Source organism: Phenylobacterium sp. (assembly GCF_013822795.1).
In the GTDB taxonomy this organism is placed as follows: domain Bacteria; phylum Pseudomonadota; class Alphaproteobacteria; order Caulobacterales; family Caulobacteraceae; genus Phenylobacterium.
Window position 1 is genome coordinate 177,648 of sequence record NZ_PNLB01000007.1, and the last position, 18,600, is coordinate 196,247.

Annotated in this window: 18 protein-coding genes; 11 read left to right on the plus strand and 7 right to left on the minus strand. The window is 68.1% G+C overall.

Features of this window, described 5'->3' with window-relative positions:
* Positions 1-72: 72 nt before the first annotated feature.
* A complete protein-coding gene (locus C0481_RS08520) occupies positions 73-1,713 on the minus strand; it encodes a CTP synthase (protein WP_293402633.1) in 1,641 nt (546 codons plus the stop codon).
* Positions 1,714-1,867: 154 nt separating this feature from the next.
* Positions 1,868-2,314 carry a preprotein translocase subunit SecG gene (secG, locus tag C0481_RS08525; protein ID WP_293402634.1) on the minus strand — a complete coding sequence of 149 codons (447 nt, stop codon included), beginning with the start codon at positions 2,312-2,314 and terminating at the stop codon, positions 1,868-1,870.
* 111 nt (positions 2,315-2,425) lie between these two features.
* Between secG and C0481_RS08530 the strand changes: the two genes are divergently transcribed.
* The gene (locus C0481_RS08530; RefSeq protein ID WP_293402635.1) at positions 2,426-2,941 is read left to right on the plus strand and encodes a GNAT family N-acetyltransferase; all 516 of its coding nucleotides are present in this window, start codon (positions 2,426-2,428) and stop codon (positions 2,939-2,941) included.
* 32 nt (positions 2,942-2,973) lie between these two features.
* Positions 2,974-3,387 (plus strand): VOC family protein, encoded by a 414-nt coding sequence (locus tag C0481_RS08535; RefSeq protein WP_293402636.1) that lies wholly within the window; start codon positions 2,974-2,976, stop codon positions 3,385-3,387.
* A gap of 6 nt (positions 3,388-3,393) precedes the next feature.
* On the opposite strand, the gene tpiA is transcribed toward C0481_RS08535, so the two are convergent.
* Complete coding sequence (gene tpiA / locus C0481_RS08540) at positions 3,394-4,137, minus strand: triose-phosphate isomerase (RefSeq protein WP_293402637.1); 744 nt, start codon at positions 4,135-4,137, stop codon at positions 3,394-3,396.
* Positions 4,138-4,272: 135 nt separating this feature from the next.
* On the opposite strand from tpiA, the gene C0481_RS08545 reads away from it, so the two are divergent.
* Both C0481_RS08545 and trpE read left to right on the plus strand, forming a co-directional pair.
* Complete coding sequence (locus tag C0481_RS08545) at positions 4,273-6,204, plus strand: SurA N-terminal domain-containing protein (RefSeq protein WP_293402639.1); 1,932 nt, start codon at positions 4,273-4,275, stop codon at positions 6,202-6,204.
* Positions 6,201-7,733: an anthranilate synthase component I gene (gene trpE / locus C0481_RS08550; RefSeq protein WP_293402641.1), complete on the plus strand. Its 1,533-nt coding sequence runs from the start codon at positions 6,201-6,203 to the stop codon at positions 7,731-7,733. Before C0481_RS08545 ends, trpE begins: the two co-directional genes overlap by 4 nt.
* Here the strand turns inward: trpE and C0481_RS08555 are convergent.
* A complete protein-coding gene (locus tag C0481_RS08555; RefSeq protein ID WP_293402643.1) occupies positions 7,730-7,936 on the minus strand; it encodes a hypothetical protein in 207 nt (68 codons plus the stop codon). The genes trpE and C0481_RS08555 overlap by 4 nt on opposite strands.
* A gap of 71 nt (positions 7,937-8,007) precedes the next feature.
* Here C0481_RS08555 and C0481_RS08560 point away from each other — a divergent pair, with 71 nt between their 5' ends.
* The 4 genes from C0481_RS08560 to lexA all read left to right on the plus strand — a co-directional run bounded on the left by C0481_RS08560 (position 8,008) and on the right by lexA (position 11,227).
* Positions 8,008-8,598 (plus strand): aminodeoxychorismate/anthranilate synthase component II, encoded by a 591-nt coding sequence (locus tag C0481_RS08560; protein WP_293402645.1) that lies wholly within the window; start codon positions 8,008-8,010, stop codon positions 8,596-8,598.
* A 3-nt stretch (positions 8,599-8,601) separates the two neighbouring features.
* A complete protein-coding gene (trpD, locus tag C0481_RS08565; protein WP_293402647.1) occupies positions 8,602-9,615 on the plus strand; it encodes an anthranilate phosphoribosyltransferase in 1,014 nt (337 codons plus the stop codon).
* Positions 9,612-10,400, plus strand: coding sequence for an indole-3-glycerol phosphate synthase TrpC (trpC, locus tag C0481_RS08570; protein WP_293402649.1), 789 nt, complete (start codon positions 9,612-9,614; stop codon positions 10,398-10,400). The genes trpD and trpC overlap by 4 nt, the downstream gene beginning before the upstream one ends.
* 131 nt (positions 10,401-10,531) lie before the next feature.
* Complete coding sequence (lexA, locus tag C0481_RS08575; RefSeq protein ID WP_293402651.1) at positions 10,532-11,227, plus strand: transcriptional repressor LexA; 696 nt, start codon at positions 10,532-10,534, stop codon at positions 11,225-11,227.
* A gap of 7 nt (positions 11,228-11,234) precedes the next feature.
* Here lexA and C0481_RS08580 read toward each other — a convergent pair whose 3' ends face one another.
* A complete protein-coding gene (locus tag C0481_RS08580) occupies positions 11,235-13,277 on the minus strand; it encodes a ComEC/Rec2 family competence protein (RefSeq protein ID WP_293402653.1) in 2,043 nt (680 codons plus the stop codon).
* Between the two features lie 121 nt (positions 13,278-13,398).
* Here C0481_RS08580 and gltX point away from each other — a divergent pair, with 121 nt between their 5' ends.
* From gltX to C0481_RS08595, 3 genes are all read left to right on the plus strand, one after another.
* On the plus strand, positions 13,399-14,811 hold the full coding sequence (gene gltX, locus C0481_RS08585; RefSeq protein WP_293402655.1) for a glutamate--tRNA ligase: 1,413 nt from the start codon (positions 13,399-13,401) through the stop codon (positions 14,809-14,811).
* Between the two features lie 57 nt (positions 14,812-14,868).
* The gene (gene gltA / locus C0481_RS08590; protein ID WP_293402657.1) at positions 14,869-16,149 is read left to right on the plus strand and encodes a citrate synthase; all 1,281 of its coding nucleotides are present in this window, start codon (positions 14,869-14,871) and stop codon (positions 16,147-16,149) included.
* Between the two features lie 142 nt (positions 16,150-16,291).
* Positions 16,292-16,651, plus strand: coding sequence for a hypothetical protein (locus tag C0481_RS08595; RefSeq protein ID WP_293402659.1), 360 nt, complete (start codon positions 16,292-16,294; stop codon positions 16,649-16,651).
* Here the strand turns inward: C0481_RS08595 and lpxB are convergent.
* Complete coding sequence (gene lpxB / locus C0481_RS08600; RefSeq protein WP_293402661.1) at positions 16,601-17,758, minus strand: lipid-A-disaccharide synthase; 1,158 nt, start codon at positions 17,756-17,758, stop codon at positions 16,601-16,603. The genes C0481_RS08595 and lpxB overlap by 51 nt on opposite strands.
* Positions 17,755-18,597: a UDP-2,3-diacylglucosamine diphosphatase LpxI gene (gene lpxI, locus C0481_RS08605; protein ID WP_293402663.1), complete on the minus strand. Its 843-nt coding sequence runs from the start codon at positions 18,595-18,597 to the stop codon at positions 17,755-17,757. The genes lpxB and lpxI overlap by 4 nt, the downstream gene beginning before the upstream one ends.
* Positions 18,598-18,600 lie beyond the last annotated feature (3 nt).

Genomic DNA, 18,600 nt, shown 5'->3' on the forward strand with positions numbered 1-18,600 from the left:
GCAGAAGCGTCAAAGTCCCCCTCAGTCAGCCATGCGGCTGACAGCTCCCCCAAAGGGGGAGCATCTTCCGGCCTAGACCAGCCGGCTCCGCTCCTTGGCGGCGCCGATAAAGCCAGTGAACAGCGGATGCGGGTCGAACGGGCGGCTCTTCAGTTCCGGGTGAAACTGAACGCCGACGAACCAGGGGTGGTCGCTGCGCTCGCAGATTTCCGGCAGCACCCCATCGGGCGAAAGACCAGAGAACGACAGGCCGGTGTTCTCGATCGCTGTGCGATAGCTGATATTCACCTCGTAGCGGTGCCGGTGGCGCTCGCTGATGGTGTTCGAGCCGTAGATCTCGGAGACCTTGGAGCCCGGCGTCAGCACCGCCTCGTAGGCGCCCAGGCGCATGGTGCCGCCGAGGGCGTCGCCTTCCTTGCGGGTCTCGCGCTCGTTGCCGCGCACCCACTCGGTCATCAGGCCGACGATCGGTTCCGACGTCGGCCCGAACTCGGTCGACGAGGCCTGCTTCATGCCAGCCAGGTTCCGCGCCGCCTCGATCATCGCCATCTGCATCCCGAAGCAGATGCCGAAGTAGGGAATCTCGTGCTCGCGCGCGAACCGGACCGCACGGATCATGCCTTCCGAGCCGCGCTCGCCGAAGGCGCCCGGCACCAGAACCCCATGGACCCCGGTCAGGCGCTCGGAGATCAGCCCCTCCTCGCGCTCGAAGGCCTCGCCCTCGATCCAGTCGAACTTGACGCCGACGTTGTTGGCCACGCCGCCGTGCACCAGGGCTTCGACCAGCGACTTATAGGCGTCTGTCAGGCCGGTGTACTTGCCGACGACGGCGATGTTCACCTCGCCGTCCGGGTGGGTCAGGGTGTTGGAGATCGACTGCCAGCGCGACAGGTCCGGCGCCGGAGCGGCATCCAGCAGGCCGAACACCGACAGCACTTCGCGGTCCAGGCCCTGGGCGTGATAGTCGAGCGGCACGTGGTAGATGTTCGGCGAGTCCATCGCCTGGATCACCGCGCTCTCACGCACATTGCAGAACTGGCCGATCTTGCGGCGTTCACTGGCCGGAATCGGCTGCTCGCAACGGCAGAGCAGAATGTCAGGCTGGATGCCGATCGAGCGCAGCTCCTTCACGGAGTGCTGGGTCGGCTTGGTCTTCATCTCGCCGGCCGTCTTGATGTACGGCAGCAGCGTCAGATGGATGTAGCAGGCGTGGCCGCGGGGCAGCTCCTGGCCCAGCTGGCGGATCGCCTCGAAGAACGGCAACCCCTCGATGTCGCCGACGGTGCCGCCAATCTCGACCAGCACGAAATCGACGCCCTCGCCTGGATCTGAGAGGACGAAGTTCCGAATCTCGTCGGTGACGTGCGGGATTACCTGGACGGTCGCGCCGAGATAGTCGCCACGGCGCTCTTTCTCGATGATCGTCTTGTAGATCTGACCGGTGGTGATGTTGTCCGCCTTGGTGGCGTTCACACCGGTGAAGCGCTCGTAGTGCCCCAGGTCGAGATCGGTCTCAGCGCCGTCGTCGGTCACGAAGACCTCGCCGTGCTGATAGGGGCTCATCGTCCCCGGATCGACGTTGAGATAGGGGTCGAGCTTGCGCAGGCGGACCTTATAGCCGCGAGCCTGCAGAAGCGCGCCAAGGGCGGCGGAAGCGAGACCTTTTCCCAAGGAGGAGACCACGCCGCCGGTGATGAAAATGTACCGGGCCATGGGCGTTCAGATTACCTCCGATTCGCGGCGGGCGCCCTGCGGCGTTTCGCCAAAGCCTGTGGATTGAGAGCAAAATTCTGCGAGGAGCGGCGCGCACAAACGCCGAACGAGCCGCCGAAGCGGCTTTTCTGTCAGGCTCACGATCATACTGGGCTTAAGGGTTGGACGGCGCCGCGGGGGCGGTCTGCGGCGCGGCCGGGACTTGCGCGGCCGGCGCTTCGAAGGGGCTGCGGACCTGCGGGGTCGGGGCGCTCAGCGGCGCAGGCGCGTCGCTGGGAGCAGCCGGAGCCGCCGGTTGCGGAGCCGCCGGCTGGTTCAGCTGGTTCGGATCGAGGCCTTGGACCTTGATGCGATCGACGACCGACGAGGCGCCGCGTTCCTGGCCGGCCAGAACGGTCAGCGTCAGGCTGAGGACGAAGAACACGCCCCCGAGGATCCAGGTGGTGCGGGTCAGCAGGTCGCCGGCCCCACGCGCCGTCATGAAACCGGTATTGCCCCCGCCCATGCCCAAGGCGCCGCCTTCAGACCGTTGCAGCAGAACCACAGCGATCAGGGCGATGCAGACGATGATGTGAATGGTGAGCAGAATGCCGAGCAGCATGACGTATCCAATGACTTCGGGCGGTCCCCCGCTCCGAAATGAAGCGCGCGACTTACCACCAGGCAACGCGTAAGGCCATAGCTAGCGCGTCGCATCGCTCGGACAAGGTCAATGATTCTGGAAACAGAACGTCTCAGTCTGCGACCGCTCACCACGCCGGACGCCGAGCTGTTGTTTCCGCTGCTCAGCGATCCCGAGGTGATGGCTCACTGGGACATTTCGGAAGTCGACGACCCCGACCTGGTTCACGCCATCGTCGAGGGTCAGGTCGCAGCGGCCGACGCCGGCAAGGCCCTGCACTGGACAATCCACACCCTTGAGGGCGACGAATTCCTCGGCGCCTGCGACCTCTCGGACATCGACCGTTGGCACAAGCGCGCCGAGATCGGCTTCATGCTGGGCCGCGGGGCCTGGGGCCAGGGCTACGCGCTGGAGGCCATGCGCTCCGTCGTCGGCCATGCCGCGGCGATGGGGCTGCGGCGCTTGTCCGCCCGCACGCATCTGGGAAATCTGCGCTCGGACGCACTGCTCGAGAAGCTCGGCTTCGCGGAGGAAGGCCTGCTGCGCGGCCACGTGCTGCGCGACGGCGAACACCGCGACTGCCGGCTGTTCGGCCTGCTGCTCTAGCAAGCCGCCACTGGCCGCCTAACTAGGATCACATGACCCATCCCATCCAAGGCGCCGGTCTCGACCACATCGTCCTGCGCATCGTCGACAAGGAGAAGATGATCGCCTTCTACCGGGACGTTCTGGGCTGCCCGGTGGAGTGGGACCGTCCTGACCTCGGCATGACCCACATGCGGGTCGGGACGTCTCTGATCGATCTCGTGACCATCGACGGCAAGCTGGGCCGCCAGGGCGGCCCCGCGCCCGGTCCCGACGGGCGTAATCTCGACCATTTCGCGCTTGTCGTCCGGCCGTTCGACGAGACCGCCATCCGCAACCACCTGGCCGCTCACGGCGTCGAGGTCGGCGAAACCGCACCGCGCTTCGGCGCCGACGGTGAAGGGCCATCGATCTACATCCAGGACCCTGAAGGCAACACCGTCGAGCTGAAAGGCCCGCCCGACTAAGCGGGCTTAGATGGCGTTGATGATGCCCAGGAAGTCTTGAGCCTTCAGCGACGCGCCGCCGACCAGCGCCCCGCCGACCTCGGCCGCGCCGAGGATTTCGGCGGCGTTCGAGGGCTTCACCGACCCGCCATATAGGATGGCGACGCTCTTGCCGTGCTCGCCGAACATCTCGACCAGGGTCGCGCGGATCGCGACGTGCACTTCCTCGATCTGCGGCGTGGTCGGCGTCAGGCCGGTGCCGATGGCCCAGACCGGCTCATAGGCGACGCAGAAGGCCTTGCCGGCCAGTTCGGCCGGGAGCGATCCCCTCACCTGCCCGGTCACCACCGCCAGGGCGTCGCCGGCCTCGCGCTCAGCCAGGGTCTCGCCGACACAGACGATCGGCTCCAGCCCCGCGCGCAGTGCAGCGTCGACCTTGGCGGACACCACCGCGTCGGTTTCTCCATAGCCCGCGCGACGCTCGGAGTGGCCGAGGATCACCAGGGTGGCGCCCGCATCAACCAGCATTTCCGCCGCGACGTCGCCGGTGAAGGCGCCCGACGCCTCGGCGCGGCAGTCCTGGCCGCCAACCAACACCTTGCCGCCTTCGAGCGCCGCCGCGGCCCGGGCGACCAGCGTCGCGGGCGGGCAAATCGCCACGCGCGCCTTGGCGTTTTCGATCCCGGCAGCGACGGCCTGGGCCTCCGCCAGCGACGCGGCGACCCCGTTCATCTTCCAGTTGCCGGCGATCAAAGGGGTCGGAGAAGTCATGTCTTGCCTCGAATTTCGTGGGTCGCAGCGGCGTTAAGCTATGCTGCTTCTTCTGTCACGTGCTTGCGGGGGGGAAGCGGCCTCCACTATACCCGCCGTTCCACAATCGCGCCGAAGGGGCTCCGGTAGGGTCAAATGCTGTCCGCCACCCGACAATTCGCCAAATCCTGGGTCGCCGCCGTGCTGATCGGCCTGCTGGTCGTGAGCTTCGCGATCTTCGGCGTCAACGATGCCTTCCAGGGCAACTACACCAACGATGTCGTCAAAGCGGGGTCGCGGCACGTCTCCGGGCCCGACTTCCGGCGCGAGTTCGACAATTTCCGCAAAGGCGCTGAAGAACAGACCAAGCGCCCGATCACCATCGAGGAAGCGGTCGAGGCCGGCCTCGACCGGCGGCTGATGGAAGAGATCGCCACCCGCGAGTCGTTCGGCGAGATGCTGCGCAAGATCGGGATCCATCCGTCCGACCGGCTGATGGAATCGGAACTCCGCAAAATTCCGGCGTTCTTCGACCAGGTGTCCGGCGCCTTCGACAAGGCGCTCTACCAGCAGCGCCTCGGCGAGAACGGCCTGACGCCGGCGCGCTTCGAGACCATGCTGCGCGACCAGATCGCTGAATCCCACACCGCCGCGGCGATGGTGAACGGCCTGCGCGTGCCGCGGGCCTACGGCGCGCTGACCGCCATCTACGAGCTGGAGGCCCGCGACGTCGGGTACTTCATGATCGACCCGCGCAGCGTGGCGCAGCCGGCCCAGCCGACCGACGCCCAACTGCAGGCCTTCATGAAGGAAAACGCCGATCGCATGACCCTGCCGGAGTTCCGGGTCCTGACCGTGGTGGCCTTCACGCCGGCCCAGGTCGGCGAGGTGAAGGTCGATCCGGCCGAGGTCCAGAAGCGCTTCGATTTCCGCAAGGACACGCTGTCGCGCCCTGAGACCCGCACCCTGATCCAGATCCCCGCCAAGGACGCGGCCGCCGCCCAGGCGATCGTCGCGCGCCTGGCCAAGGGCGAAGACCCGGCCGCCATCGCCAAGTCCACCGGCGTCGAAGCCATCAACTATGCCGACAAGCCGCAATCGGCGATCGCCGACAAGCGCGTCGGCGCCGCCGCCTTCGCGCTGAAGGACGGCCAGGTCTCGGCCATCCAGGGCGACCTGGGCATGGCCGTGGTCAAGGTGGTCAAGGTCACTCCCGGCCAGGTCGTCACGATCGACCAGGTCCGTCCGCAAATCGAGGCCGAGGTCCGCAAGGATATGGCCGCCGAAAAGGTCTACGCCCTCAGCCAGGCTTATGAGGACGCGCGCGCCGACGGCGCCAACCTCGTCGAGGCCGCCAAGAAGGCCGGCGTGCCAACCTTCACCATCGGCCCGGTGACCCAGCAGGGCCAAGGCCAGCAAGGCCAGCCGGTCGCCGGCCTGACCCCGAAGATGCTTGAACTCGCCTACAGCCTGCCGGCCGGCGGCGAGAGCGAGGTCCAGGACGCCGGCGATGGCCAGTACTTCGCCGTGCGCGTCGAGCGGATCATTCCCAAGGCGCTGCCGCCGTTGGCCGAGGTCAAGCCGCAGCTCACCCGCTTCTGGATGATGCGCGAGCTGGTCAAGAAGATGCAGACCCGCGCCGACGAACTGGCCGCCCGCGTCCGCAAGGGCGAGAGCCTGGATGCGGTGGCCGCCTCGGCCGGGGCCAAGGTGGTGAATGTGACCAACCTCGACCGTCAGAACGCGGCGCAGAACACCGCCCTGTCGCGCGATGCGCTGGGCAAGGCGTTCGCCGGCAAGCAGGGCGACGTCTTCACCGCGGAAGGCACGCAGTTCGGCCTGATCGTCGGCAAGCTGACCGCGGTTCGCGCGCCGAGCGGCCCGACCCTGGCCCGCATCACCGAGGAGGTGCGTCCGCAACTGACCATGGCGCTGTTCCGCGACCTGGGCGCCGAAGCCCGCAAGGCGGCCCGCACCGAGGTGAAGGCCAAGGTCTATCCGGACAAGGCGCGCGCGGCCCTGGGCCTGGCGCCGATCGAAAAAGGAAAGGCCGCCGAGCCGGCGGCCAAGACGGAGAAGGCGAAGTGACGATCGATCCTGCGTTTGCGGACTTTGAGGCGAAATACTCTCAAGGCGCGCCGCAGGTCGTTTGGACGAGGCTGATCGATGATCTGGAGACGCCGGTTTCGGCCTATCTGAAGATCGCGCACAGCCGGCCCTACGCCTTCCTGTTCGAATCCGTCGAGGGCGGCGCGCACCGCGGCCGCTACTCGGTCATCGCCATGAAGCCCGACCTCGTCTGGAGGTGCCGCGGCGACCAGGCCGAGATCGCGGTGGGCCCGGACATCGCCGCCGGACGCTTCCAGGCCCAGGCGGGCGGCGCGCTGAACTCGCTGCGCGATCTGGTGGCCCGCTCGCGGCTGGACCTGCCCGAGGGGCTGCCGCCGATGTCGGCCGGCGTGTTCGGGGCGATCGGCTACGACATGATCCGGCTGGTCGAGCGGCTGCCGAATATCAATCCTGATCCGCTGGACCTCCCCGACGGCCTGATGATCCGCCCCTCGATGGTGGCGATCTTCGACGCCATCGCCCAGGAGATCATCCTGGTCACGACGGTCCGGCCCTCGGAAATCACCGCCAAGGCCGCCTACGAAGACGCCAAGGCCCGGCTGGCCGAAGTCGCCGCCGACCTGCGCAATCCGGCCCCGGCGCTGACCGGCGCGGCCCAGCCCGAGCCCGACCGCTTCACGACGCCGGTGAGCCGCGAGGACTATCACCGCATCGTCGCCCGAGCGAAGGACTACATCCTGGCCGGCGACATCTTCCAGGTGGTGCCGAGCCACCGGTTCCGCGCGCCCTTCGCGCACGATCCGTTCGCGCTCTACCGCTCGCTGCGGCGCATGAACCCCTCGCCGTTCCTGTTCTATCTGAACTTCGGCGACTTCCAGCTGGCCGGCTCCAGCCCGGAAATCCTGGTGCGGCTGCGCGACGGCAAGATCACCATCCGGCCGATCGCCGGCACCCGGCCGCGCGGCGCCACGCCCGAGGAGGACCGCGCGCTCGAGGCCGAGCTGATCGCCGACCCGAAGGAACGCGCCGAGCACCTGATGCTGCTCGACCTTGGCCGCAACGACGTCGGTCGGGTGGCGATGCTGAAGAACCAGGGCTCCAACGAGCCGCAGCCGGTCTCACGCGGGCCGCGGGTGCGGGTGACCGACTCGTACTTCGTCGAGCGCTACAGCCACGTGATGCACCTGGTCTCCAACGTCGAGGGCGACGCGCCCGAGGGGCTCGATCCCATCGACGTGCTGATGGCCGCCCTGCCCGCCGGCACCCTGTCGGGCGCGCCGAAGGTGCGGGCGATGGAGATCATCGACGAGCTGGAGCTGGAAAAGCGCGGCATCGCATATGCCGGCGCGGTCGGCTACTTCGGCGCCGACGGTTCGGTGGACACCTGCATCGTCCTGCGCACGGCCTGCTTCAAGGACGGCCAGATGTACGTGCAGGCCGGCGGCGGCGTGGTCGCCGACAGCGACCCGGACGCGGAGTACGATGAGACCCTGCACAAGGCCCGGGCCCTGCGCCGCGCGGCCGAGGAGTCCTGGCGTTTCGTCTAGGGTTCGCGTTCGACCACGTGGGTGGTCGTTACGGGCGGGGCGGTGATCATGGCCGCGGCGAGCGCCAGCGCCGCCACGGCCGCGAACGCCGCCGCGCCCAGGGCCGGCCAGGCCCGCTCGCGCTGGACCGGGGCCCGCAGCAAGCTGCGCGCATAGGCCATCTGGTCCGGGTCGAGGGCGGAATCGGCAGGCGTCATGGACATAGCATCCCGCCAACAAGCGGCCCAGGCAATCGGGGCTTGGCGTTGGGGCGGGCCGAGCCTAGAGAACCCTTATGATCTTGGTGATCGATAACTACGACAGCTTCACCTACAACCTCGTTCACTATCTGAACGAGCTGGGGGCTGAGACGCTCGTCTATCGCAACGACGCGCTCAGCGTCGAAGAGGCGCTGGGCTTGAAGCCGCAAGGCGTCCTGCTCTCGCCCGGTCCCTGCACCCCCAACGAGGCGGGCATCTGCCTGGATCTGCTGGCCGCCGCGCCGGACGACCTGCCGATCCTCGGCGTCTGTCTCGGCCACCAGGCGATCGGCCAAGCCTATGGCGGCCAGGTGGTGCGCGCCAAGGCGATCATGCACGGCAAGACCAGCCCGATCGAACACACGGGCAAAGGCATCTTCGCCGGCCTGCCCAATCCGGTGACCGCGACGCGCTATCACAGCCTGTCGGTCGAGCCGTCGACCATGCCGGCCGTCCTGGAGGTGACCGCCTGGACCGCCGACGGCGAGGTCATGGGCTTCCAGCACAAGAGCAAGCCCGTGCATGGGGTGCAGTTCCACCCTGAGTCCATCGCCACCGCAGGCGGCCACGCCATGCTGACCAACTTCCTCAAGCTCGCGGGCGTTGAGCCCCTGGTCGACGCCTAAGACATGTCCGACGCCTTCAAGCCGCTTCTGGGCCGCCTCGCGGATGGCGGGACCCTGACCGAAGACGACGCCGGCGAGTTCTTCGCCGCCTGCCTGCGTGGCGAGCCGACCCCGGCCCAGGTCGCCGCGGCCGTCACCGCCATGCGCATGCGCGGCGAGACGACCGGCGAGATCACCGCCTGCGCCCGCGCCATGCGCAAGGCCGCCGTCACCCTGGACCATCCGTTCCAGGTGATGGACGTCTGCGGCACCGGCGGCGACGGCCTGCACACGCTGAACGTCTCCACCGCGGTGGCGTTCGTCTGCGCCGGCGGCGGCCTGAAGATCGCCAAGCATGGCAACCGCGCGGTCTCCTCGCGTTCGGGCGCCGCCGACGTGCTGACCGAACTGGGCGTCAACCTGGCCGCCACCGCCGAGCAGCAGCTGCGCGCGCTCGACGAGGCCAATGTCGCGTTCTTCTTCGCCCCGGCCCACCACAGCGCGATGCGCCACGTGGCCCCCATCCGCACCGACCTTGGCTTCCGCACCATCTTCAACCTGTTGGGCCCGCTGACCAATCCGGCCCACGCCCAGCGCCAGGTGATGGGAGTGTTCGCCGACCGCTGGGTCGAGCCGCTGGCCCGCGTGCTGGGCGCCCTCGGCGCCGAACGCGCCTGGGTCGTGCATGGCGGCGGCCTCGACGAGATGACCACCACGGGGGAGACCAGCGTCGCCGAGTACCGTGACGGCCAGGTCCGCCTCTTTACGATCACGCCCGAGGCCGTCGGACTGCCGCGCTCGTCGCTCGCCGACCTGACCGGCGGCGCGCCGGCCCAGAACGCCGTCGCCCTGCGCGAGCTGCTGGACGGGGCCCAAGGGGCCTACCGCAACATCGTGCTGCTGAACGCCGCCGCCGCCTTCCTGGTCGGCGAAAAGGTCGAGACCCTACGCGAAGGGGTGGAACTGGCCGGACAGATCATCGACGACGGCCACGCCAAGGTCGCCCTGGACAAGCTGGTTGAGGTGACCGCGGCATGAGCGACATCCTCGACAAGATCGCGGCCTACAAGCGCGAGGAAGTCGCCGAGCGGAAAGCCCAGCGCACCCTGGCTGACCTCGAAACCGCCGCCCAAGCCGCCTCCGCGCCGCGCGGCTTTCGAGCCGCGCTCGAGCGCGCCCATGCCCCGGGCAAGCTGGCCCTGATCGCCGAGATCAAGAAGGCCTCGCCGTCCAAGGGCCTGATCCGCGAGGACTTCGATCCGCCCCTCCTGGCCAAGGCTTACGAAGCCGGCGGCGCAGCCTGCCTGTCGGTCCTCACCGACGGTCCCAGCTTCCAGGGCGCCGATGCGTTCCTGACCGCCGCCCGCGACGCCGTCGCCCTCCCCGCCCTGCGCAAGGAGTTCCTGGTCGATCCCTGGCAGGTCGTCGAGGCCCGCGCCTTGGGCGCCGACGCCATCCTGGTGATCATGGCCATGGTCGACGATGCGCTGGCCGCCGACCTCATGTCGGAAGCCGCCCGCCTCGGCATGGACGCGCTGGTCGAGGTTCACGACGAGGACGAGATGGTGCGCGCCGGCAAGCTCGGCGCCACGCTGGTCGGCGTCAACAACCGCAACCTGCGCACTTTCGAGACCGACCTGGCGATCACCGAACGTCTGGCGGACGCCACGCCGGACAACGCCCTGCTGGTCACCGAGAGCGGTATCTTCACGCCGCTGGACGTCAGCCGGCTGGAACGCTGCGGCGCCCGCGCCATGCTGGTCGGCGAGAGCCTGATGCGCCAGGCGGACGTCACCGCTGCGACCCGCGCCCTGCTGGACTGAGTCGGCCTCAGTCCCCTCAAGCGACCCAAAAAGCCTGGCTTTTCAAAGGCTCCGCGGTAACTTGACATTAACCCAGAACACCTAGAGAACATTCGTGACGTTAGCGCTTTGTTCTCAAGGGCACGACAGCCATGCTCACCCGTAAGCAGCACGAACTTCTCATGTTCATCCATGAGCGGATCAAGGAAACCGGGGTCTCGCCGTCGTTCGACGAGATGAAGGAAGCGCTCGACCTGGCCTCGAAGTCGGGCATTCACCGGCTGATCACCGCGCTCGAGGAACGCGGCTTCCTGCGCCGCCTGCCCCACCGGGCGCGGGCGCTGGAGGTGGTGAAGCTGCCGCAGCAGGCGACCACGACCGCGCCGCCCAAGGGCCGCGCGCCATTCAGGCCGCAACTGGTCGAGGGCGCCGGCGACACGCCGGTGATGCCGATCGCCAACGACACGCGCGAATTGCCGATCCTCGGTCGCATCGCCGCCGGCACGCCGATCGAGGCGATCCAGCAGGAGCGTGACCGGATCCCGGTGCCGGAGACCATCCTCGGGGCTGGCGAACACTTCGTGCTCGAGATCGCCGGCGACTCGATGATCAACGCCGGCATCCTCGACGGCGACTACGTGGTGATCCGCAAGACCGACACCGCCAACTCCGGCGACATCGTCGTGGCCTTGGTGATGGGCGAGGAAGCCACCCTGAAGCGCCTGCGCAAGAAGGGCGCGTCGATCGCCCTGGAAGCCTCGAACCCGGCCTACGAAACCCGCATCTTTGGCCCCGATCAGGTGCAGGTGCAGGGCCGTCTCGTCGGGCTGATCCGCCGCTACCACTGAGGCCGGCTCAGCGGCTCCAAGGCCGCTGGCCGCGCAGGTCCTGCGCCCAGACGATCCGCCAGCCATCTACGGTGCGATAGAGCTCGGCCGAGCCTCCACGCTGGAAGTCGGCCTCGGTTAAGGTGATCGCCTTCGGACAGGGCGCCGCCTGACCACGGATCACGACGATCTCGGCCCACTGGCAGTACAGCGGCTGCTTCTTCTCGATCGTCGAGACCCGCCGCGTGAAGATCGCCGCGACACGGGGGTCGCTGCTCGCCTGCAATGGAGCGCAGGACCAGCGATCGCAATCGTAGCCGCCGTCGCGCGCGCCCGCGTCGGCCACCGTCAAGCCGCGCCGCCGCGCCCAGAGCTCGGCCGCGAACAGCTTGGCGTCCGGGCGCATCAGCACCGCCTCGTCTCCACGCCGAACGGCCACGGCTGATCCATCGGCCGATATCCAGACATCTGGAGCCGCCGGCCGCGGACATAGCCATACGGCCAGCGCCAGCGGTAGGCCGAGCCACCGCAACGGCCCCTTCCAGAGACAGAGCCAGAGCACTCCGATAAATGCCGCCGGCAGCGTCCACGCCGGCGCGCTGGCGAAGATGCGCTGGCTTCCCGGCATCCCCGCCACCCATGCAGCGATCATGTTCATGGTGTCGATGGCCAGGCCCGCCGCCGCCAGCGGGAGCCCGCCGAGCCCCAGCGGCGCCAACACCGCCCCGATCGCCAGGGCAGGCATCATCAGGAACGAGGTGATCGGCGCGGTCAGCAAGTTGGCGACGAGGCCGAAGGTCGAGACCCGGTTAAAGTGCTGCATCGCGAACGGCCCCGTGGCCAAGCCTGCCACGAAGCTCGCCCCGATGCTGGCGGCCGTCCAGACGCCGAGCGCCTGCGCCAGCCGGATCGGCCAGGGGGTGTTGATCTCCGCCGGCGGGCGCGGCCAGGCCTCGGCGAGGGCGACGAGCGCAGCCGTCGCCGCAAACGACATCTGGAAGCCAGGCGCCGCCACCGCTTCCGGCTGCAGCGCCATGATCACCAGCGCCGCGATCGCCAGGGTGTGCAGGCTGATCGCCCGTCGATCGACCAGGATCGCCAGGAAAGCCGCCCCGGCGGTGATCGCCGCCCGTTCCGCCGGCGCTGGCGCGCCGGAGATCACCAGATACAGCGTGACCGCGAACAGGCCGGCTGCGGCCGCCACCTTCTTCGAGGAGACGCGCAAAGCCGCCCAGGGCCAAGCGGCGATCCCCAGGCGCACCGCCGCGAAGGTGAAGCCGCCGACGATCGCCATGTGCAGGCCAGAGATCGAGATGATGTGCGCCAGGCCCGACGCCCGCAGGTCCTCGACCTGCTCCCTTGGCACGAAGGCTTCATGGCCGCTGATCATCGCCGCAGCGAGGCCCCCGCTCTCGACGCCCATCTCCTCGACGATCTGCTTGGCCAGCGCCCAACGCACAGCGTTGACCTTCATTTCCAGGCTCAACCGCCATGGCGGCGGCTCGGCGCGGATCGGCTCTGCCGAGGTCAGCGCGAACCCGACTCCGCCGACGCCGTCGAAGAACGCGTCGCGGGCGAAATCATAGGATCCAGGGCTGGCCGGCGGCGGCGGCGCATTGACCATCCCCTTCAGCGAGATCGCAGCGCCGGGCGCGGGCAAGACGTCGTCCTCGCGCAGGGTGATGCGGATTCGAATAGGCGTGGCGTTCGGCGCCAGGCCGCTGATCCGGATCGGGGCGATAAGCAGCCGCGGTCCGCCCTGCCCCGGGCTCGCCACGTCCACGACGAATCCCTCGATCAGACGCACGCCGCCACCGGCCGGCGCTATCGGCGCGCGCACCGCCTGGGTGCGAAGCTTAGCCGCGGCGAATCCGCCCAGCGCGAACGCCGCCAGGACCAGAAGCACGACCGCCGCCCGACCGAGGCTCATTCGCGACACCGCCGCCAGCATGAGGGCGGCTGCCGCCAGGAACGCATAGGCCACCAGGGCTAACGGCTCGCCCGGCAAGGCGAGATAGATCGCGGCGCCGGCCCCGAAGGCGAGCGGTGTCCACAGACTGACCGGTTGCACGGAGGCTTGATCGACAAACCATGCTGCGATGCGGCGAAGGCTAGGACGTGGCGGAAAGGGCGTGTTAAGAGGCGCCGCGCGCACGTCAGGCGCGCCTGCTGCAGACATAGTTCCAATCTCGATGTCCGACCGTCCCGTCGTCACCCGGATCGCCCCCTCCCCAACCGGCTCCATGCACATTGGCACGGCCCGGACGGCGCTTTTCAACTGGCTTTATGCAAAGCACACCGGCGGCAAGTTCCTGCTCCGCATCGAGGACACTGACCGCGAGCGCTCGACCGACGCGGCCGTGAAGGTCATTTTCGACGGCCTCGACTGGCTCGGCCTGAAGCCCGACGCCGAGCCCGTCTTCCAGTTCGCCCGCGCCGATCTCCACCGCGAAGTCGTGGCCGAGATGCTGGCCCGTGGCGGCGCCTACCGTTGCTACATGACGCCCGAGGAACTCGAGATCGAGCGCGAAGCCGCGCGCGCCGAGGGCCGCGTCATCCGCTCGCCGTGGCGCGACCGCACCGACGCCGGCAACTATGACGAGGCTCAGCCCTATGTCGTCCGCCTGAAGAGCCCGCTCGAAGGCGAGACCGTCATCGCCGATCAGGTGAAGGGCCAGGTCACCTTCCAGAACAAGACCCTGGACGACCTGATCCTGCTGCGCTCCGACGGCACGCCGACCTACAACCTCGCCGTCGTGGTTGATGACCACGACATGGGAATCACGCACGTGATCCGCGGGGACGACCACCTGAACAACGCCGCCCGCCAGACGCTGATTTACCAGGCGATGGGTTGGGAGGTTCCGGTCTGGGCGCACTTGCCGCTGATCCACGGCCCGGATGGAACCAAGCTGTCCAAGCGCCATGGGGCGCAGGCGGTCAGTGAATTCGACGACATGGGCTATCTGCCCGAAGCCATGCGCAACTACCTGGCCAAGCTCGGCTGGGGCCACGGCGACGACGAGATCTTCTCCGACGAACAGGCGATCAGCTGGTTCGACGTCAAGGACGTGGTCGGCGCGCCCGCCCGCCTGGACTGGGACAAGCTGAACCACCTGAACAACCACTACATCCGTCAGGCCGAGCCGGCCCGGCTGGCCAAGCTGGTCGTCGGCATCCACAAGAGCCGCGACTTCCCGCTGCACGAGGGCGACGAGGCGATCATCGAGCGCACCGTCCCGCTGGTCCGCGACGGCGCCAAGACCATGCTGGAGCTGGCCGACGCCACCGTCTTTGCGCTCAAGCGTCGTCCGCTCGAGCTGCCGGAGAAGGCCAAGGGGCTGCTGACCGACGAGACCCGCGCACGGCTCGGACGCCTGCGCGAGCACCTCGACAGCCAATCCGACTGGCAGGTTGCGGCGCTCGAAGCGGCGCTTCGCAGCTTCGCCGAATCCGAAGGCGTGGGCATGGGCAAGTTCGGCCCGGCCTTACGTGGCGTCCTCTCTGGCGGGTCGCCCGCCCCTGATCTGGCCGGAGCCCTTGTGAGCCTTGGGAAACCGGAAAGTTTGGGGCGCCTCGACGACGCGCTTTCACAGTCCGCATAAAGCGCTATAAGGCGCCCTGAAACGGGCGTTTAACTCCTGCAAGACGGAAGGAATGGCATGGGCGATACGGCTAAGGTGAGTTTCGACGGCAAGTCGGTCGAGCTGCCGATCCTCAAGGGCACCGACGGCCCCGCCGTCGTGGACATTCGGAAACTCTACGCCGAGGCCGACGTCTTCACTTACGACCCGGGCTTCACCTCGACGGCGAGCTGCGAAAGCAAGATCACCTTCATCGATGGTGACAAGGGCGTACTGCTGCATCGCGGCTACCCGATCGACCAGCTGGCCGAGAAGTCCAGCTTCCTCGAAGTCTGCTACCTCCTGCTGAACGGCGACCTGCCGAACGCCAAGGAGTTCGAGACCTTCGAACACAACATCACCTATCACACCATGCTGCACGAGCAGTTCGATAGGTTCTTCAACGGCTTCCGCCGCGACGCGCACCCGATGGCCATCATGGTCGGCGCGGTCGGCGCGCTGTCGGCCTTCTACCACGACAGCACCAACATCGATGATCCGGAACAGCGGATGATCTCGTCGCATCGGCTGATCGCCAAGATGCCGACGATCGCCGCCCGCGCGTTCAAGTACTTCAAGGGCCAGCCGTTCGTGCATCCGCGCAACGATCTGTCCTACTCGGAAAACTTCCTGCGCATGTGCTTCTCGGTCCCGGCCGAGGACTGGAAGCCGAACCCGGTGCTGACCCGCGCCATGGACCGCATCTTCATCCTGCATGCGGACCACGAACAGAACGCCTCGACCTCGACCGTCCGCCTGGCCGGTTCGTCGGGCGCCAATCCGTTCGCCTGCATCGCGGCCGGCATCGCCTGCCTCTGGGGCCCGAGCCATGGCGGCGCGAACGAAGAAGCGCTGAACATGCTCAAGGAGATCGGCACCGTCGATCGCATTCCTGAGTACGTTCAAGGCGTTAAGGACCGCCGCTATCGCCTGATGGGCTTCGGTCACCGCGTCTACAAGAACTACGATCCGCGCGCGACCGTGATGCAGAAGACCTGCCACGAAGTGCTGGCGGAAGTCGGCCACGGGGACGACCCGCTGCTGAAGGTCGCGATGGAGCTGGAAAAGGTCGCCCTGAGCGATCCGTACTTCATCGAACGCAAGCTCTACCCGAACGTCGATTTCTACTCGGGCATCACCCTGCGCGCCCTCGGCTTCCCGCCGGAGATGTTCACCGTGCTGTTCGCCCTGGCCCGCACCGTGGGCTGGATCAGCCAGTGGAAGGAAATGATCGAGGATCCGTCGCAGAAGATCGGCCGTCCGCGCCAGATCTACACCGGCGCCGCGCAACGCGACTACATCGCGGTCGAAAAGCGCTAAGCTCGATCGAAGCTTGAGAACATCAGCCCCGCCCGGACCACCGGGCGGGGCTTTTTCGTTGGCGCCTAGGTATAGCCCTGGGTTGCGACCTGTGTTCATGCTCGTAGGGTTTGCCTCGGCAACCCGCATGAGGAGCACGCCCATGGCGTTCATGGCGAAGCTGAACGAACCGCACATCACCCGTGACCTGTACGAGCTGGTTCGCGCGGAGATCGACTGGGATCACAACCCGCCCGTCGGCTGCCTGCTGCACATCGCCTCCTTCGATGAGGCCGGCGCGCACACGGTCGACATCTGGGACAACGAGGACGATCTCAAGGACTACCTGGAGGATCGCTTCATGCCGGCCCTGCGCAAGCTGGGGATCGCGCCGGTCAATCCCACGTGGTCGGAGCTGCACGTCTGCGCGGCCGCCCCGGAAATCCAGCAATACGTGCTGGATGCAACGCCCCTAAGATCGCGCCCCGAGCACCATCAGAACGGCTTCAGCCGCCACGTCTGACGGATCGGCGCCCCCGCGGCCCATCTTCTGCAGGGCCGCGGTCTGGGCCTGCGCCTGCCGCTCGCGCAGCGCCGGATCATCGAGGCGTAGAGCCACCTCACGGGCCAGGGCTGGCCCGTTGCAGTCGTCCTGGACCAGCTCGGGGGCGACGAAGTCCTTGGCCGCAATATTGAACAGCGTGATGTAGGGCGTGCGGATCAACCGCTTGAGGATCGCATGGGTCATCGCGCCCAGACGGTAGCCGACGACGATCGGCACCCCGGCCAGCGCGAGTTCGGTGGTCACCGTGCCAGAGCAGGCTAGCGCCACGGTGGCGGCCTTCATGGCGTCGAGCTTGGCCCCTTCCCCCTCGACCACATGAGCCCAGCTCGACGCCTGCGCCTTGACCGTCTGCGCCACCGTCGGCGCGGCGGGGATGATTACCTGCAGATCTGGGCGCGCAGCCTTGAGGATCGCCACGGCGTCAGCGAACGGCGGCAACACCCGGCTGATCTCACCCGGTCGACTGCCGGGGAGCACCAGCAGCAGCGGCGCCTGCGGCGCGATGCCGAGCTGGGCGCGCAACCGCCCGCCGTCGGCCTGCGAAAAGTCGAGCGTCAGCGCCGAGTTGCCGACGAAGGTGACCGGCAGGCCCTCGGCCTCGAAATAGGGCGCGTCGAACACGTGGATCGACAACAGATGGTCGACGGTCGCGGCCAGGGTCTTGGCGCGGCCGGGCCGCGTCGCCCAGACCTGGGGCGCGACGTACTTGATGAGGGGCAGCTTGGGGTCGAGCTTGCGCAGTTGCTGCGCCACCCGCAGCGTGAAACCCCAGGAGTCGATCAGGACGACGACGTCCGGCTTCTCGCGCTTGGCCAGGGCGACCGTGTCCTCGACCCGGGCCACCACCTTGCGATAGGCCAGCAGCCCCTCCAGCAGCCCTAGAATGGACAACTCGGCGATGTCGAACGGGCTCTGCACGCCCTCCGCCGCCATGCGCTCGCCGCCGACGCCGACGAAGCGGACGCCATCGCCCAGCCGCGCACGCAGCGCTCGCGCCAGACCCGCGCCGCGGTCGTCGCCCGAGGCCTCAGCCGCGACCAGCATGACGCAGAGCGGCTTGCTCACGGCGCGCCCGACGGTTCGACGCCCACCACGAAGATACCGAGCTCATCAGCTAGGGCGATCACCGCCTCGCGATCCAGCACCAGCAGGCGACCGACCTCGCCCGCCACGCCGGCCAGTCCGGCCTGGGCCGCGCGCTGGATGGTGTTGAGGCCGATAGTCGGCAGGTCGATGCGGGTCTCCTGAATCGGCTTGGGCGCCTTGGCCAGCACGCCACGCGGCGCGTCGGCGCTGCCGCGGACGTTGCGCGGCAGCTCGGCGACCCGGCGAAGCATGGCGTCGGTGCCTTCCTGCGCCTCCACGGCCAGCACCAGCCCGTCGCACACGACCGCGCCCTGCCCGACGTCCAGCTGTCCGATCGCCCGCGCCACGCGCAGGGCGTGGTGGACGTCGGCCATCTGCTCGTCAGTCGGCACGACCGCGCCCAGCGGGCCCGCCGCCAGGGTCAGGTCGCCCATGACCTCGTGCGCCCCCTCGACGACGAAGCCTTCCTTCTCGAATTCTCCGAGGAGTTGCCGCAGCAGGGCGTCGTCGCCCTGGCGCGCGGCGGCGATCACCCCGGGCAGCGCCATCAGACCACGCAGGTCGGGGGTCAGCGACTTGAAGTCCGGCCGGTCGACCGTGCCGACCAGGGTGACAGCCTCGCAGCCCGCGCGCTTCAGCGCCTTGAAGCATTTGCCCAGTTCGGCGATGCCGATGTCAGCGCCGGGAAAGCGGGCGATTTCCTCGCCGGCGAAGCCCTTGAGCCGGACGATGAAGAACGGGCGGCCGGCCCGTTCACAGTGCTGCGCGATCTCGACCGGCAGATTTCCGCCGCCCGCAATCAGCCCTAGCTTCTGCACGCC